This window comes from Pleionea mediterranea (assembly GCF_003148745.1).
Lineage (GTDB): Bacteria > Pseudomonadota > Gammaproteobacteria > Enterobacterales > Kangiellaceae > Pleionea > Pleionea mediterranea.
On the sequence record NZ_QGGU01000009.1, the window covers coordinates 214883 to 231119 of the forward strand.

The 16237-nt window shown below is 40.7% G+C and carries 13 protein-coding genes; 7 read left to right on the plus strand and 6 right to left on the minus strand.

Annotation, left to right across the window (positions count from 1 at the left end; translation table 11 throughout):
* Positions 1 to 207 precede the first annotated feature (207 nt).
* The 5 genes from C8D97_RS13470 (at position 208) to C8D97_RS13490 (ending at position 9210) form a co-directional block, all read left to right on the plus strand.
* Entirely contained in the window at positions 208 to 3225 is a 3018-nt protein-coding gene (locus tag C8D97_RS13470) for a response regulator (protein ID WP_170115253.1), read from the plus strand.
* Between the two features lie 231 nt (positions 3226 to 3456).
* Positions 3457 to 5298, plus strand: coding sequence for a S8 family serine peptidase (locus C8D97_RS13475; protein ID WP_109764305.1), 1842 nt, complete (start codon positions 3457 to 3459; stop codon positions 5296 to 5298).
* Between the two features lie 222 nt (positions 5299 to 5520).
* Positions 5521 to 6822: an alpha/beta hydrolase gene (locus tag C8D97_RS13480; RefSeq protein ID WP_170115254.1), complete on the plus strand. Its 1302-nt coding sequence runs from the start codon at positions 5521 to 5523 to the stop codon at positions 6820 to 6822.
* A 312-nt stretch (positions 6823 to 7134) separates the two neighbouring features.
* Positions 7135 to 8196 (plus strand): hypothetical protein, encoded by a 1062-nt coding sequence (locus C8D97_RS13485; RefSeq protein ID WP_109764307.1) that lies wholly within the window; start codon positions 7135 to 7137, stop codon positions 8194 to 8196.
* A 315-nt stretch (positions 8197 to 8511) separates the two neighbouring features.
* Positions 8512 to 9210 carry a 2OG-Fe(II) oxygenase family protein gene (locus C8D97_RS13490; RefSeq protein ID WP_109764308.1) on the plus strand — a complete coding sequence of 233 codons (699 nt, stop codon included), beginning with the start codon at positions 8512 to 8514 and terminating at the stop codon, positions 9208 to 9210.
* A 26-nt stretch (positions 9211 to 9236) separates the two neighbouring features.
* Here C8D97_RS13490 and C8D97_RS13495 read toward each other — a convergent pair whose 3' ends face one another.
* On the minus strand, positions 9237 to 10463 hold the full coding sequence (locus C8D97_RS13495; RefSeq protein WP_146196149.1) for a DUF3080 family protein: 1227 nt from the start codon (positions 10461 to 10463) through the stop codon (positions 9237 to 9239).
* A 26-nt stretch (positions 10464 to 10489) separates the two neighbouring features.
* Positions 10490 to 12226, minus strand: a complete 1737-nt coding sequence (gene asnB, locus C8D97_RS13500) for an asparagine synthase B (protein ID WP_109764310.1) — start codon at positions 12224 to 12226, stop codon at positions 10490 to 10492.
* A 162-nt stretch (positions 12227 to 12388) separates the two neighbouring features.
* Between asnB and asnC the strand changes: the two genes are divergently transcribed.
* Positions 12389 to 12847, plus strand: a complete 459-nt coding sequence (asnC, locus tag C8D97_RS13505) for a transcriptional regulator AsnC (protein ID WP_109764311.1) — start codon at positions 12389 to 12391, stop codon at positions 12845 to 12847.
* Positions 12844 to 13494, plus strand: coding sequence for a 5,6-dimethylbenzimidazole synthase (bluB, locus tag C8D97_RS13510; RefSeq protein ID WP_109764312.1), 651 nt, complete (start codon positions 12844 to 12846; stop codon positions 13492 to 13494). Before asnC ends, bluB begins: the two co-directional genes overlap by 4 nt.
* A 266-nt stretch (positions 13495 to 13760) precedes the next feature.
* Here the strand turns inward: bluB and C8D97_RS13515 are convergent, their stop codons facing one another.
* The 4 genes from C8D97_RS13515 to C8D97_RS18195 form a co-directional block, all read right to left on the minus strand.
* Positions 13761 to 14405, minus strand: a complete 645-nt coding sequence (locus C8D97_RS13515; RefSeq protein WP_146196150.1) for a hypothetical protein — start codon at positions 14403 to 14405, stop codon at positions 13761 to 13763.
* A 16-nt stretch (positions 14406 to 14421) separates the two neighbouring features.
* The gene (locus tag C8D97_RS13520; protein WP_146196151.1) at positions 14422 to 15120 is read right to left on the minus strand and encodes a hypothetical protein; all 699 of its coding nucleotides are present in this window, start codon (positions 15118 to 15120) and stop codon (positions 14422 to 14424) included.
* A 27-nt stretch (positions 15121 to 15147) separates the two neighbouring features.
* A complete protein-coding gene (locus tag C8D97_RS13525) occupies positions 15148 to 15426 on the minus strand; it encodes a hypothetical protein (RefSeq protein ID WP_109764315.1) in 279 nt (92 codons plus the stop codon).
* Positions 15427 to 15605: 179 nt separating this feature from the next.
* Positions 15606 to 16237, minus strand: a 632-nt coding sequence (locus C8D97_RS18195; protein WP_170115255.1) for a hypothetical protein, incomplete at its 5' end; no start/stop codon positions are given.

Consider the following 16237-nt stretch of genomic DNA (forward strand, 5'->3'; position numbering starts at 1 on the left):
ATATTGATCATAAAGCCGGATCCATGATCCGGCTTTTTCATGCCTGCCCGATAAAACTTACCGCTAAAGCAACTTTTATCCTCTATTAACACTTGTGAGTTTTGAATTATTTATGATTAGCACTTGTTTTTTCCGCAACAGAAAACAACAATGATTGATTCGCCATTACTCAATAAAGCGAAATTCCAGCAATCTGTTCGGACTGAGATGATAAAAAAAACTTGGCTGCTTGGCGCTGTTGTACTCGTTGTAACGGCAATCGCATTGATGTACATAACGCCCATACTGTCCCTTGATCAGCGCTTTTATTTTTCAAGCCACTTAAGTGATGGCATTTTCCTGTGTCTTGTATTTGCCACGGTTCTCTATCGTCTACAGCAGGAGCAAACGCAAATAGCGTCGCTGTTCTGGCTGTTGATTGGTGCTGCGACACTATCCTGGTTACTGCTCACGCTGGTGTTCAATGTTGCATGGAGCAGCCTGCCTTTTTCCGTTAAAAGCTTGATCAATGGCGTCTGTTATTTTTTATTTTACGCCTTAATGATTGCTGCCATAGAAATAAAAAGTTATCGCCACGCCGGTCAGCTTTTATCGCACAACAGTTTACTTATCTGGACATCCACTCTGTCTTTTACTCTGGGTGTGTTTATTTATCTGGTGTTAACACCATCGTCCTTGCAGTCCGCCGGTCAACAGTATTGGCCGAGTAATTTTTTGTTTTATATGCTGATGGACGCCTACTTGATGGTGCGCTGGTGGTATCTGGCTTATAAAAGTCGACTTGCCAACTGGCAAGGATATGGCCTGCTGGGATTGGCCATGTTGAACTGGTTAATCGCCGATTTGCTTGAACTGCTGCACTCCACTAATCAGATTTCGTTAAACTTTGGCAGCGTCATAGACTGGCTCTGGTTTACACCCTATCTATTCTTAATTGCCGGGCTTATGCAACCTCTAAGCAGTACCGAGAGTGCGTCCATCAATCGCCAGTATTCACGAATGAACCTGTTTAACAGTCCGTTATTTTTTATTGCCGTTATATTGTTATTGCACACACTGGTACAAAATCATCCGTTATTTGAGTCGCTACAAAACACGACACAGCAATCGGTCTTTTACGGCTGGTTGGTGCTCAGCTTTATTCTTGGCGCGACGCAATTAATATCACTTATTCATCAGTCCGGGCGCTATACGTTTCAGTTAAAAGAAAATCAGTTCACCATCGATTCCTTACGCTCTCAGTTGCAACATCAGGCGCAACATCTTCAACAACAAAGCGACTCCTATAAGTCGATTCTTGAAACCACCAGTAACGCCATTTTTACGGTGGACAATCAAGGTAATATTTTATCGGCAAATCCGGCAGCCACAAAAATGCTCGGCTATTCCAACCGTGATTTTCTGACAATGTCGTTTGAGCAACTGATTGATGAGGGTGAAGAGTTGGCACTGTTATTTAAATACCAAAGCTATCGACAAAAATTAAAACGCCACAGTGCCGGGCTTGAGCTTGAAAGTGTTATGAAAAGCCAGTCCGGTCAGACCCTCACGGTTCATGCCACCGTATCAGAAGGAAACAGTGCCGATCAGGCGCCGCTGGTTATTTCTTTGGCGGATATACGAGAACAAAAACAGGCCGAAGAAGACATCCACCGTCTTAAAGATCAGTTTACCGCCAATATTTCACATGAGTTCCGCACGCCACTGACCATTATTAACGGTGTACTGGATAACCTGCTCAATGCCTCACCCACTGCGCAACAAAAACAGCAAATTAGTACGGCAAAAACTAATGGCCTGCGTATGGTTCGCATGGTCGAACAATTACTGGAACTGTCACGTTCCTCACAGGACTCCATCACCGTATCGCCCATCAATGCTTCCCATATTATTCAGTTCGTCTGCTTATCGTTTTTATCGGTCGCGAAAGAAAAAAATATACAGTTTCAGTTCCCGGAACAACAACCACTCTGGATCACCGGCAATAATCAGGCACTGGAAAAAATAGTATTCAATCTGTTATCGAACGCTTTTAAATACACCCCCGCTGGCGGTGAGGTGAGTTTACAGATCGCCTCTCATACCACGCATATTCAGTTTTCCGTCACCGATACCGGACCGGGCATAAGCGACGACGAACAAATTAAAGTTTTTCATCGATTTTATCGCGCAGACAATACTCATGGGCAACCGATCCATGGTGTCGGCATTGGGCTGGCACTGGTCAAAGAGCTGTGCGATGCCATGGGCTGGAAAGTTGGCATTCATTCAGCGGTTAATCAGGGCGCCGAATTTCAAATCACCGCCCCAATCGCCGAGCCGCAAGCGGAAGAAAGTGAACAGCTGGCGGAATTGTGCGGTGATAGATTAAGCCGGGATAAATTCAGTCACAGTCTGGAGGCGGAGCTGGTCGATGCGCAAACCGAGCATCAATTACAGTCGGCGGTAAAATCTCAATATCTGGTGCTAATTATTGAAGACAATGTCGATATGCAAGGGCATTTAAATCAGATACTGTCGCCACATCATCAGTGTCTGCTGGCGAGTAATGGCGAAGAAGGCATTCGAATGGCGCTGGATTATATTCCGGACATCATCATTTCCGATGTGATGATGCCGGGCATCGATGGCTTTACCGCGCTGAAATCCATTCGAAGCAATGAATTAACCGCGCATATTCCGGTCATTATGTTAACCGCCAGGAGCGATCCGGACAGCAAACTTGAAGGCTTGCAGGCGGAAGCCGATGATTACCTGACCAAGCCCTTTGATGCCAGAGAACTGCTGCTAAGAGTCGCCAATCAAATAAAATCGCGCGTTAAGCTGCAACAAAAACTAACGCGCCAGTGGCACTTTAGTCTGAATAATCCGGAACAGAACGACAAAACTCAAGTAACCGACAAGTTTGTGCAAAAGTTAAATGCACTGTTTGCCGAACATTACGCCAATGCCGACATTCCCATGAGCTATATTGCCTCGGAACTCGCCATGAGTGAACGTCAACTGCAACGAAAAGTGAAAGCAGTACTTGGCGTAAGCCCGCTGGAGGCATTAAGACAGTTCCGTCTGGAAAAGGCCAAATTGCTGCTTAAAAGCAACGAACAAGTAGGATTAGCGGCACAGGCTTGTGGCTTTTCGTCGCAGTCTTACTTTGGTCGTTGCTTTAAAGAATACGTTGGTGTCTCACCCAGCCAATATCAAAAAGATATTCAAGAAACCTCCTGAAAACCCTGATTTCAGCGACTTTTGTCGCTGTTGTAGCAAATCCTGTCGCTATTGAACTAGCTCAAAATGCTGTTTTTGGTGAATGATGAATTCACCGGTGAATAACAAGTGTTCATTTAAGAAACAATCTATTCACTTATGGACCATTGCGCTGCAAACAACACACAGCGCCCAGGGATAGACAGCAAATACATAATAATGACAGAGCTACCCATAGCAGGAGAAAACCTAATGGTTTCTAAATTAAAAGCAATATCAGCAGCAACTATGCTGACCTTATCCGCAGGCAGCCTACAGGCTGACGACAGTCGGTATATCATTCAGGTCGATAATGACAAAAAAGGTGTGGTTAAAGCACTGGCTAAAAAAATGGGCGGAGAGCTTAATCTTGACGCCAACGGATTTATCGCAGCGACGTTTGATGGCAAAAGCTTAAACGACGTTAAAGGTTTACTGAACAACCCTCATATCAAACTCATCGAAGCAGACACTCGTCGATTCCCAATGGCAATTTACAACGACGACGCTGGCGATCCAACAGCCCAGCAATTAACGCCTTATGCCATTTATCAATCTGAAGCCAACCAGGTTGCGCTGCAAATGACCAACGCGAAAACCGTTTGTGTTATTGATTCAGGTATCGCTCGCGAGCAAGGCGAAACCGGTGGTTACAATGCTGATTTCGATTGGACAGTAATTACAGGTACCAGTGATTCAGGTACCGGTGACTGGTTCCGCGACGGAGGCCCACACGGTACTCACGTAGCCGGAACTATCGCAGCAGCTGACAATGGCTTTGGTGTTATTGGTATGGCTCCGGGCAATCCTCTGCACATCATTAAAGTATTCAATGAAGCAGGCTGGGGTTATTCTTCCGATTTGGCCTTTGCCGCACAAAAATGTACCGAAGGCGGTGCCGATATTATCAGCATGAGCTTAGGTGGTGGCGGTGCCAACAGCACTGAAGAAAACGCGTTCAATACCTTCACTAATAACGGTGGCCTGGTACTGGCAGCGGCCGGTAATGACGGAAACACCACTCGTTCTTACCCTGCGGGTTACTCATCGGTCATGATGATTGGTGCTAACGACGGTGACAATAACATCGCCAGTTTCTCACAGTTCCCTAGCTGTACATCTGGCAAAGGACCTAAAGCAACTTTTGATGAAACCATTTGCGTTGAAGCAACGGCTGGCGGTGTTGATACACTTTCCACTTACCCATCCGGTGGCGCATCAATGTCTACGCTTACTGCTGACTCGGTAGGTTTTGCCTCTTCTGCGATGGAAAACAACGGCAGCGCCAGTGGTTCAACTTACTTTATGGGTACTGCAGAAAGCACTGACGCTGGCGCCAGCGGCAAGGTCTGCATGATTGACCGCGGTGTGATTTCATTCCACGACAAAGTGCTTAACTGCGAGAGCTCAGGCGGTATTGGTGCGGTTATTATTAATAACGAACCAGGCATGCTTTACGGCACACTGGGCACCTCTAACAGCACCACTATTCCAGCAGTTGGCGCTGCTCAGGAAGATCGCTCCGCTTTATTGGCCGCAGCAACCGCTTCTATCTCTATTGGGCCAAGTGACTACGGCTACATGAGTGGTACTTCAATGGCAACGCCTGGTGTTTCTGGTGTCGCTGCTCTGGTTTGGTCAAATCACCCAACGTGTTCCGGTAGTGATATACGTGCGGCTCTTAAAGCAACCGCATTCGATGCAGGTGCAGCCGGTCACGATGAGTACTTTGGTTACGGTATCGTTAAAGCGAAAGCTGCTAGCGATTACTTGACGGCAAACAGCTGTGACGGTGGAACTGAACCGCCTGCTGGTGATATTTCATTGTCCGCCAATGGTTACAAAAACAAAGGTGCTCAAGTTGTTGACTTAAGCTGGTCGGGTACAACGGCAACAAACATTGATGTGTTTCGTGATGGTTCAATCATTGCGACAACAGCAAACGATGGTGCTTACACCGACAACTTAAATGTTAAAGGCGGTGGCAGCTACATCTACAAAGTTTGTGATGCAGGCACCACCACTTGTTCAGCAGACGTATCGGTTGTTTTCTAAAACTGACGTTTTCTAAACGAGTGCAAAGGAATTTCTTAACGAGAAATATAAAACAATAATAAGTCCATACTCAAGCGCTTAAGCGGGTCATTTGACCCGCCTTTTTTTTGCAATTGCTCCAAACCCTTTGTGTTTTCGTCAATTAAAATTTAGAGTACACAGGCTCAATAATAATTAATGGCGATCCTCGATTGCGCTTCTACAATTTCAAATGGACTTTTTATGAATAAACACTTTTTTCTACTGCTTGTTTTGTTTTTGTTTTGGCTGTCACATGGCTTAGAGGCAAAGCAAATAACCAGCGAACAAAAAAATGCAGCCCGCCAGGAATACCCAACCGATACACTTTACCAGTTATGGCTCGACTATAATCAGGACAAGTCCAGTCTCAGTGAATTTTATGACTCGCTTTCAGAACAACATATAGTCGAAGTAAGCAAGAAAGATCCCAGCAAAGCAATGGTTACTTATTTCGTAAAAGGCAACGAAGATACCGATTACTTTATGCAATCCGGTGGACCTGATTTTTATGGTTTAAGATTCAAGCAAATAGCGAACAGCCATTATTATTTTTGCACGCAAAGCATTCCGCTTGATGCCCGTTTCAATTATGGCATCAATGAATTTATACGAAAGCCCTTTAGCGGAACGTCAACTGACGACCAACATGAACTTTATAAAACGTCTATGAAGCACGTTTATGATGGGTCAGTGTTTGGTCCACATGCAAAACGTACAGCTTACACAGAATCCGACGCAACAATCTCAAATGGTAAGCTAAAGTCATTTAACATCATGAGCAAGTATTTAAACCAAGAGCGCAAGTTACTTGTTTACTTACCCGCCAACTATGATCCTGCAATAGCTCACAATCTTATTGTTCAACTGGATGGCGAAAATTACTCAAGTAACGCCGATCATGCGCAAACCTGGAGAGGATGGACACCTATGCCGACCATTCTGGATAACTTAATAGCGGCAAAAAAGATAAAGCCCACCATTGCCATTTTTGTATTCAATCAGGGCAGTCGATCACAAGATATGCTCAATGAGCGTTTTACTAAGTTTATAGGGCAGGAGTTGATCCCATGGATCAACAATAAATACAACCTTAACAACTCTGACAATACTGGAAAAACCATCATATCTGGTCCCAGTCGTGCGGCCTTTGCTGCGATTAGATCAGCTTTAAAATACCCCGACCATATAAATGGTGTGTTATCACAGTCTGGCTCCTTTTATTACACACAAAAAGACAAAAAGAACTGGCCGATCTATCCGGAATATGAAGGCAAACTGCTGTCTGATATCAAACAACTACCCAAACAACCGGTACGCTTTTATCTGGACGTTGGTTTATACGATCTTGGACTGGCCCGTGTTGGAACAAATCGACAATTAAAAGACATATTGATATTAAAGGGCTATGACGTTGTGTATAAAGAATACAAGGGTGGCCACTCTCATCTGAACTGGCGTCTTACTCTGTCAGATGGATTGATAGCATTACTCGGCGATCACTAGGGTATCTTAAGTTGCCAAAATGGCAAGTTTACTTGGAATTAAAGCATTTGACGTTAAGTCGTTACTATAGGAGTAGCTTTAGCAAAGCGACTTAAGTCGTCTGTCGAAAGACGTCTAGCTATACCGACTATTAATCCAGACTTATAAAAAATTTGCATACTTATTGATAATTAATTACTTTAATTCACTCGGTGATTATATTGTATATCTTTATCAGTTACAAAAAACATACAAACATTACTGTCAAAATCATATAATGACAACGTATAGTTACTCGACTAAATATTAATCAAACAAATATGGTGGTTCTTTATGAAATTTAAATTGCTAGGCTTGGTAAGCCTACTCGCTATTAGTGGTTGCAAGGTAGTTACCGGGGAAAAAGCCGGAGATGCTATGCGAAATTCTTCTAATAAAACACTAGAATTCAAACAGCAAGATGGTAAAACCCAAAAAGTAACTATTGCTCAACCTAGCTCCAAGAATGCCCGCTTAGTAGTGGCTAACAGTAATATAGTAAAGATCGATTCAATTGCATTTTTAAATATTTTCATTGATGATGAAGTTAAAACTATTGATAAAACTTCGAAAAAAGGTTTTGCCTTGGGAAAAGTATTATCAATCATTAACGGAACGAAAGAAAAAAGTACTTCTGATAATCAATATTTAAAGAGCATACTAGAGTCAACATACAAAACCATAACGTCTGACTTAACAAAAGAATTAGGATGGACGTTTGCTTCTAAGAAAAAAATTGCTAACTCAAGTAAGATAAAGGAATGGCTAGCATTATCAAAAAGCACAAAGAATGAGCTTGAAAATAATTTAACCAATGCAAAGACTTCTGCTTTATCGTGGGGAACTAAACAACAAAAAATTAAAGACGCGAAAAAGGCAATTGAAGATCATAACCGAGGTATTTCATCCGAAGGGTTTGTGTCCTACCCAATAAAAACACCACTAACTGACATCCTTAAAGATAACCGTGACATTGCATTTGAAAATATGGCTGAAGTTGCTAACGAACTTAATGTTGATGCTTCTATGGCGGTATTTATTCAATTTGCAAATATTAAGACCAGCGGATTTATGAATACAAAAGAAGAGCCCATAATTAAAATACATTGGGTTTTGGTCGATAAAGATGGCAGCCCTGCAATCATATCAAAAAACTTTAGCTCAAAAAGTCAGCAATATATTAAAGTTAAAGATAAAAGTGTTGATAAAAATAGCAGCGAAGTAAATAACATTTACGGAAACGCATTGCCAGGCTCAATCAACCAATATGTTGACGAAATTACGAAGTTAGTATCAGATTATAAAAAAGCATTTGCAAAGCATTATGGCAATAAAAATCCTGACCATGTACTTTGATAGATGAGTTATTGTTATCAGCCATCATCAATAAATCTTAAATATTTTTATCTATTACAACTGTAATACATAAGCTTCAAGCATTTCATACAATGCTTGAAGCTTATTTAACGGCCTCTATTAAACAACACTTTGGTTGCCGTAGATTCTTTTAAATCGATCACTAGAAGTCATCTAAAAAATATCGAACAAAAATGAAAAAGAAAAGTTTACACGCAGTAAATGAGCATTTTTATTCGATATTTAATGCTGTATCATCAAGTGCAGTATTTTTTGAGATAGCTTCTAAAAAACAATGAAGGTTTTATAAAGTATATGCAAAACTTTATCGTTGAATTTAAAAATGCACTGTCGGATGAATTTTGTGATCAGTTGATCGCAAAATTTGAACGTGATCCCAATAAGACCGAAGGTAAAACAGGTGCCGGTGTCGATAAGACCAAAAAAGACAGTCAGGATCTTTATATTTCTAACCTGAAAGACTGGAAAGACGATTGCAATCAGATTTCCAACACTATCAATCAGGCACTTGTTCAATACGCCAAAGCCTATCCATTTATACTAACGGGCGCGGTTTCCCCCTCGATTAAAGATCCACAAACTGGACAGATAAGAACCATCACCTATGAAGATATTGGCAAGTTACCGGAGCAAGATTTAGGCGTACTGACACAATCCATTTATCGGCTTGATGATATTAACCTGCAAAAATACACCCAGTCGAAAGGCGGTTACCACCACTGGCACTCGGAGCACTTTCCTCATCCCACGGATAAAACTCAAAAGTCATTACATCGGGTTCTGCTCTGGTTGATTTATTTAAACGATGTTGAGCAAGGTGGTGAAACGGAATTTTTCTTTCAACAAACCAAAGTAAAAGCATCAAAAGGCAGTTTGGTATTAGCCCCTTGCGGGTTTACCCATACTCACCGCGGAGCCGTGCCTGAATCGAGTGATAAATACGTGATGGCATCGTGGGTGATGTACAAAAGTTCAAAGAATCTTTACCGCTAAAAATCCTAATTATTGTTCAATACAACTTAACGGCTCATTGGTCGAATGGTTAACTGACATTGCTTACCAAATGTCTGCCAAATGGTGACGTGTTGTTTAACGGTAGACACCAATCGACTGGCTAATCCTTTATTGTTGTTTCGGATTGTATTTTTGGGATCCAGTTTTATAGGGTCTAGTTTTAGAGTATCTGGTTTTAGAATATCTGCTTTTTTAAAGTCCAATTTTTTAACATTTATTTCACCAAGCGACCATTGTTGCCAGCGATGCCATTGTTCAAAATTCGCTTTATTCGATGTTGGCTTTTTAGGAAAAAACATACTCCATTGCAATAGCTCCTGTTTTACTTGCTGAAAAGACTCAGTTAATTCACTCTGCTGTCGCTGTACACTGGTAAAATAAAACTTTTGTAACACACCGACCAAATATTTGGCCTGGGTGGTTGTGATATTTTGTGGGCAAATGGATGTCATTTTCTGTTCAAGCCAATGGTTTATTCGCTCCATTGTCTGTTGATGCTCTGTCAATAAAAATATTAACTGTCCTAGTGCGCCCTGATGTTTTTCAATGATTTTAAACGCCGAATAGATGTTAGCGTAATTGATTGTCTGCTCAGGTTTTGCTTGAACTGCTTGCCGTATCTGTCGAATCGCCATAACCACCTTTGATACCGAAGTTTTATTAAACGCTTGCCGGTTTCGATTGTTCGAAAATAATTTTTGCCAATAATAGCCAGCCCAGGTTCGATTCCACACTTCACGATCAAACTGTTTTAATTTATTTTCTAATGGCGACCTTAACTGATCAGGCAGTTGATTCATTTTAATCGAGCATTGATGCCATAACTGTTTTAATTGAAGTTCGTACAATAAGGCCGTTGCATCATCCGGATGTTTTCCGGCAGGTGTATTGCGCTGACCAATTAATGCCTGTAATGAGGGGCAGTCGATGCTGGCAAAAAAATCAAGCCAGCCAATGCTTATATTTTTTACCGGACGTTTTAGTTGGCGCGGCTCTGGATAATCCACACCAATCAATAAAGCTTCGCCTTGCTCTTTTTTGATATTTGTCCTGCTATTAAAATCATCATCGACTTCAAGCAACCGTTTCATTCGTGCTTGATAATCCAAAAGAGAAATTAACTCTGGTGCTTCGGATTGACAGGACACCAGAGAAAGCAAAGCGATAATGAAAGGTAATTTAATCAATGCAGACATACCGCCCATATTAATGGGCGGTTTATAAAAAACCAATGCTTTGTCTAACTTAACTTTTCATTTTAAGAACTTACTGGTTGATAGCCGTCTTCATGCACCGAAGCCACTGCTCGTCCTGAAGGGTCGGCCATGGCCTGAAACTGCGCATCCCACGCCAACGCATCCGGCGTACTACAGGCCACCGATTTGCCACCGGGAACTGTTTTTGCCGCTGACTCCGTTGGAAAATGCGCTTCAAACATCTGACGATAAAAGTAACCTTCTTTGGTGTGTGGCGGATTAACGGGAAAGCGCTGCCCGGCCTGCTCCATTTGCAGATCGGTAACGTTAAGTTCAGCCAATTGCTTTAAACTGTCGATCCAGCCGTAGCCTACCCCGTCGGAAAACTGTTCTTTTTGACGCCAGCACACTTCATCAGGTAATAAATCGGCAAACGCCTCACGCAAAATTTGCTTTTCAATTTTTTGTCCACGGATCATTTTAGCTTCCGGATTGATCGACATGGCTGTTTCAATAAACTCCCGATCCAGAAAAGGAACCCGAGCTTCAACTCCCCAGGCGGCCATGGACTTATTCGCTCGCAAGCAATCAAACCAGTGTAACTTATCAACTTTGCGCACTGTTTCATCGTGAAACGCTTCGGCATTGGGCGCTTTATGGAAGTACAGGTAACCACCAAACAATTCATCGCTGCCTTCACCACTGAGCACCATTTTAATGCCCATGGCACGAATTTTACGCGCCATTAAATACATGGGGGTGGATGCGCGTATGGTGGTTACGTCGTAGGTTTCCAGATGATAAATCACATCGCTTAATGCATCGATGCCCTGTTCAATGGTGTAAACAAAATTATGATGGATTGAGCCTATGTGCTCCGCCACTTTACTGGCCGCGGTAAGATCGGGCGATCCTTCCAGACCAATCGCAAAAGTATGCAAACTTGGCCACCAGGCACTCGACTGACCGTTATCTTCAATGCGTTTATCGACAAACTGTTTGGTCACAGCAGCCACAATGGACGAGTCGAGCCCACCGGACAGCAGCACGCCGTATGGCACATCCGTCATCAAATGACGTTTGATTGCCTCAGTGAGTGACTCTCTTACTTCTGACACTGACGCGGTATTTTGAGCAACCGACGAATAACTCTGCCACGGCTTTTTGTAATAAGGCGTCATCAACTGAATGATCTCTTGTAATGACGACTGTTTAACGCTTCTATCTTTCAGCGCCGATTTAGTCAGGTAATGGCCCGGTGGAAATATTTGTACCTCATCACAATAATCACTGATCGCTTTCATCTCAGACGCAACCTGCAGCAAACCGTTACTATCGATGCCAATATACAAGGGAATAATACCGATGGGATCACGGGCAATTAAAAAGTCGTCTTTTGCCTCGTCATAGAGCACAAAGGCAAACATGCCGTTTAACGCATCGAGCAGTGCCACGCCTTTTTCTCGATACAGAGCCAGAATCACTTCGCAATCGGATTCGGTTTGAAACTGAAACGGCTGACTCAAACTTTGCTTTAATGTCTGATGGTTATAAATTTCTCCATTAACCGCCAAAATCTGTTGCTCATCGGTGGTTTTAAGCGGCTGCGCTCCATTAGTCACATCTACGATGGAAAGTCGCTCGTGCACCAGTATCGCCGAGTCACTTTGATAAACGCCCGACCAGTCTGGCCCGCGATGACGTTGTCGCTTTGATTGCTCAATGGCCTGCGCCCGCAGGTGTTTGGGAAGAGTTGTACGGTCGCTATCACTGGATAGAAGCCCTAATATTGAACACATAATGCTACGCCCTGATTAATGATTTACCATATTTAGTAATGAATAATTAATCAAATCAACATTAATTTAAATAGTAACTAACAACAAAAGCAATTATGGTATATATTATTTAAATTAAACCTATCATTTATGGCGATCCGTTAATATCGGGTGGTATTTTCCATGCAAAATCAAACAATCGATAATCTGGATAAACGCATCATTAATGCGCTAATTGCCGATGCGCGCACTTCCTACGCAGAGCTGGCCAAGCAATTTAAGGTAAGCCCGGCCACTATTCATGTGCGAATAGAAAAACTTAAAACGGCCGGAATTATTACCGGAACCCATATGGCTGTAGACGCTAAAAAGCTCGGTTACGATGTCTGCTGCTTTATTGGTATTAACTTGCAAAGTGCTGGCGACTATCCTGAAGTTATTGCCGAGCTTGAACAAATCAATGAAGTGGTAGAAGCCTACTACACCACCGGTCAATACAGTGTACTGATCAAAATAATGACGCACTCCATTGAAGATTTACAGTGGCTGCTGATCGACAAAATACAGGCGATTGATAAAGTACAGGCCACCGAAACACTGATTTCATTGCAAACACCTATTCACAAAAGTATTCAATTATGACCCGTTTATTGTTTGATCAAACTCAGCAGCAATGTCTCGAAGACATTATGCGTTTACGGCGTGATGTGCGCGGCAATTACTTTACCAGTCAGCCGATTAACGATAGCACGCTGGATCAATTATTTTACAGCGCCTCTCTGGCGCCTTCGGTTGGTTTTTCCCAGCCCTGGGAATTTGTGGTGATCCGAAACTCCAATACACGACAAGCCATCGCCAATAACTTTGCTGAAGAAAACGAAAAAGCGTTTCAACACTTTTCCGATGAAAAACTTAAACAGTATCAACAGTTAAAACTGGAAGGGATCACCGAAGCTCCAGTTAATGTTGCAGTTTTTTACAAACCGTCGAATACACCGGTACTCGGACAAACCTCAATGACAGAAATGGGCGAATACAGTGTGGTTTGCGCGGTACAAAATATCTGGTTAATGGCTCGCAGTATGAACATAGGGGTTGGCTGGGTCAGTATTTTGGATCCGGAGTTTGTAAAAACCACCTTAAAAGTACCGAGCGATCACAAACTGATTGCCTATCTTTGCATAGGTCATGTGTCTGAATTTCTCGATAAGCCTGAACTGGAAAAACTCAACTGGGAGAAAAGAAAGCAAAAAGAACAGTTTGTATTTAGTGAAGAATATGGCAGCTAAGATGCGACATGTCTAATTGAAAAACCTTTAGGATTAGGGTACTCAACTCATCTATTATTTGAAAGGCACTTCCAGCATATTTATCACCTAGGCTATAAAGCATATCCCATGCATCTTAAAAATTTTCCGTCGACTGATACTCCCTGAGTTGGTTTAACTGTTGATTTGTAATTTTAATGCTCATTTATTTAAAACTCCTTTATTAATATATACTAAAACATTACAGCATTTTCTAATACGTATCGTGCTTTATAAAACCAACAGATTCATTTTTTATTCGCATTTTCATTAAATTTTTCAACAAGCTTTTTTGATCGAGTCATAATATTATTCCAATCAGACAAATACTTTCTTTTAAACATAACAATAAGAAGTATAGAGTCATCATACAAGTCCAAATAACCCTTGCATGATGGCGCTATATATTTATCTTGTTTTGAGCACTCAAGATATATACTTTTGTCTTTTTTAAAGAAGGCATCCTGATACTTGCTTGCTGAAACAGTCCAGAGTTTAATACTTTCATTATATTTGAGCCTACTATCATACCTAAATGCACTATCTATACGATTATGAACAAGTATTTCGTTACCATCATATGCTTGCCATAAATCTATCCATATTAGTTTTTCAGGATATCGCCCTTTAATTATGAAGAAGTCTTGATTTTCAACTGTTTTACCTTCAAATGAGGGATACTTCACTTTAATTCCTATTGATGCTGCCTCTCCATCTCGAGTTGGTACTACAGGCGAATACCTCTTCTCTATTTCGAATAATCGACCTGACAGTTCATATGTGTTTGTTCGTCTTAACTGAGCTTCAGTAAACTTTATGTTATCTGTATACTCTACACTCGTGTCACAAGAGGATAATATTAAAACACTTAAAATAATTATAACTATTTTCATTTTCTGTCCAAACCCCTTAATTAAAGGTATCTTTAAATATTTCAAAGTCGTAATAATATTTTTTCCTGTTATTCGGAATTGAACTACAACCCTCAAAGCCAAATGAAAGTAATGAACCAATACTGTCTGGCCCTTCATTTTTTGAATATATTGATGAATAACCCGATATATTTTTCTTATTCACCAAATCATAGATATAAACCTGATTATCAACAAAGCCCAAAAATTCATCTTGCGACGCTAACAAGGCATATCGCAAATCACTTAAAACTTCATCGGGTCTAATACCATTTTCATTAAAGTCGTTGATTCCGTTAATTCGAATATGATCAACATTGACCATCAAATTATTTATATCGATATCGCGCTCAGGTGAGGTTATTAAATATTCAACCCCAAACCCTTCTCCATATACTTCATAAGTCAAATAACCTACTTCTACTTCTCTATTAAATGGAGGAAGTCCTTTAACAAAAAGAGCGTTCGGTTTTTCAACTTTATCAACTGGAATAAAATAAAATGTCTCTGAACATTTTATTTCATGATAAATTGCCTTTGGAATATAGAGATACAAAGGAAACAAGCCTACGAGGACAATAATGCTATTCCTTTTAAGAACATAATACTTATCTTTCCTGGACAAAACAAAGTAAGCGACTGCCCATGAAAAAAGTAAAATAATACAATAAAAGAATATTACGATGACACCAATCATATTTAACCATCTAACCTTATTGCCAATTCACACCTCATTAAAACTGGATAACACTTTCTTTTTTAAAGGAGGCAACAAGTAATCAATCACTTGCCTTTCACCCATTTTAACTTCGACAGAAAATGTCATTCCACTTTTCAATCTAACTACTTCATCATTTGCTCGAATATTGCTTTCCAGGGCATTTACTTGACCTTTAAAAGCAGGTTGAGAATCATTACCATTAAATTCCAGCTTTACCTCCCCAAGAACCCCGTCAATTATGCCGTATTTGGTAAACCGAAACGCATACACTTTTAACGCCACTGGTAATCAGGGCTTTAGGAATCCAACATCTTTATTCTGGAATTGAACAGTCGCATGAAACGTTTCACTTCCTTTTGAACCCACTGTTTTCTGAAGCTCTCAGTTATGACTGTCCATTTTTGCGCTTTTTTGCACTTAAGTGATTTGAAAATTTATTTTGTATATTCATACCAAAACCTTTATTTAAATGTATTACTCAAAAGCTCTTCTAAAATACTGTACTCGCTCTTACTTTTCGAACACCGACCGAACTCGTATGGATACAAAATATTGATTAAATTTTGCCCTTTTGAATGATTAATCAATGATACTTGTGATATAACAGAATTAGATTTAAAATCATAAATATATTTATTGATATAAACCATATTGTGCATAAAACTTCTATCGTCGTACACTGCATATCTAGCATTATGAATGGCAGCAGCTTTTTCTTCATCAGAAACTTCCCTCATTATTTCTGATAAAAACCTCCCTCCCGATAGGACTTTAAACAGTTGGTTTTCATTAATTAACTTAGGATTATCAATATCATCAATACTTATAATATACTGAACATTAAAGTCATGAAATAAATTCAACCTATACTCTCCATCAATCTCTTTATATGTTGCTCTACCTTTAGGTATATATGAAAAATAGACTAAAGACTTAGGAAGAGTTATTTTTTCATCGGGATAAAAATATACATTTTTACTGCACTCCCATTCATACAGAGTTCGCTCAAATGCGTATACAAAAAAGGGAATGCTAATTATGATCAAAGAAAGAGTTGTTCGCTTCTTTTTATAATCTTTTACTCTTTTGCGAA

What these genes read in the sequence shown, in the direction of transcription:
- asnC (WP_109764311.1), top strand. Translation starts at nt 12,389, where the DNA reads ATGCAAAATCAAACAATCGATAATCTGGATAAACGCATCATTAATGCG.
- C8D97_RS13485 (WP_109764307.1), top strand. Translation starts at nt 7,135, where the DNA reads ATGAAATTTAAATTGCTAGGCTTGGTAAGCCTACTCGCTATTAGTGGT.
- C8D97_RS13515 (WP_146196150.1), bottom strand. Translation starts at nt 14,405, where the DNA reads ATGAAAATAGTTATAATTATTTTAAGTGTTTTAATATTATCCTCTTGT.
- bluB (WP_109764312.1), top strand. Translation starts at nt 12,844, where the DNA reads ATGACCCGTTTATTGTTTGATCAAACTCAGCAGCAATGTCTCGAAGAC.
- C8D97_RS13480 (WP_170115254.1), top strand. Translation starts at nt 5,521, where the DNA reads ATGAATAAACACTTTTTTCTACTGCTTGTTTTGTTTTTGTTTTGGCTG.
- C8D97_RS13520 (WP_146196151.1), bottom strand. Translation starts at nt 15,120, where the DNA reads ATGATTGGTGTCATCGTAATATTCTTTTATTGTATTATTTTACTTTTT.
- asnB (WP_109764310.1), bottom strand. Translation starts at nt 12,226, where the DNA reads ATGTGTTCAATATTAGGGCTTCTATCCAGTGATAGCGACCGTACAACT.
- C8D97_RS13490 (WP_109764308.1), top strand. Translation starts at nt 8,512, where the DNA reads ATGCAAAACTTTATCGTTGAATTTAAAAATGCACTGTCGGATGAATTT.
- C8D97_RS13470 (WP_170115253.1), top strand. Translation starts at nt 208, where the DNA reads ATGATAAAAAAAACTTGGCTGCTTGGCGCTGTTGTACTCGTTGTAACG.
- C8D97_RS13475 (WP_109764305.1), top strand. Translation starts at nt 3,457, where the DNA reads ATGGTTTCTAAATTAAAAGCAATATCAGCAGCAACTATGCTGACCTTA.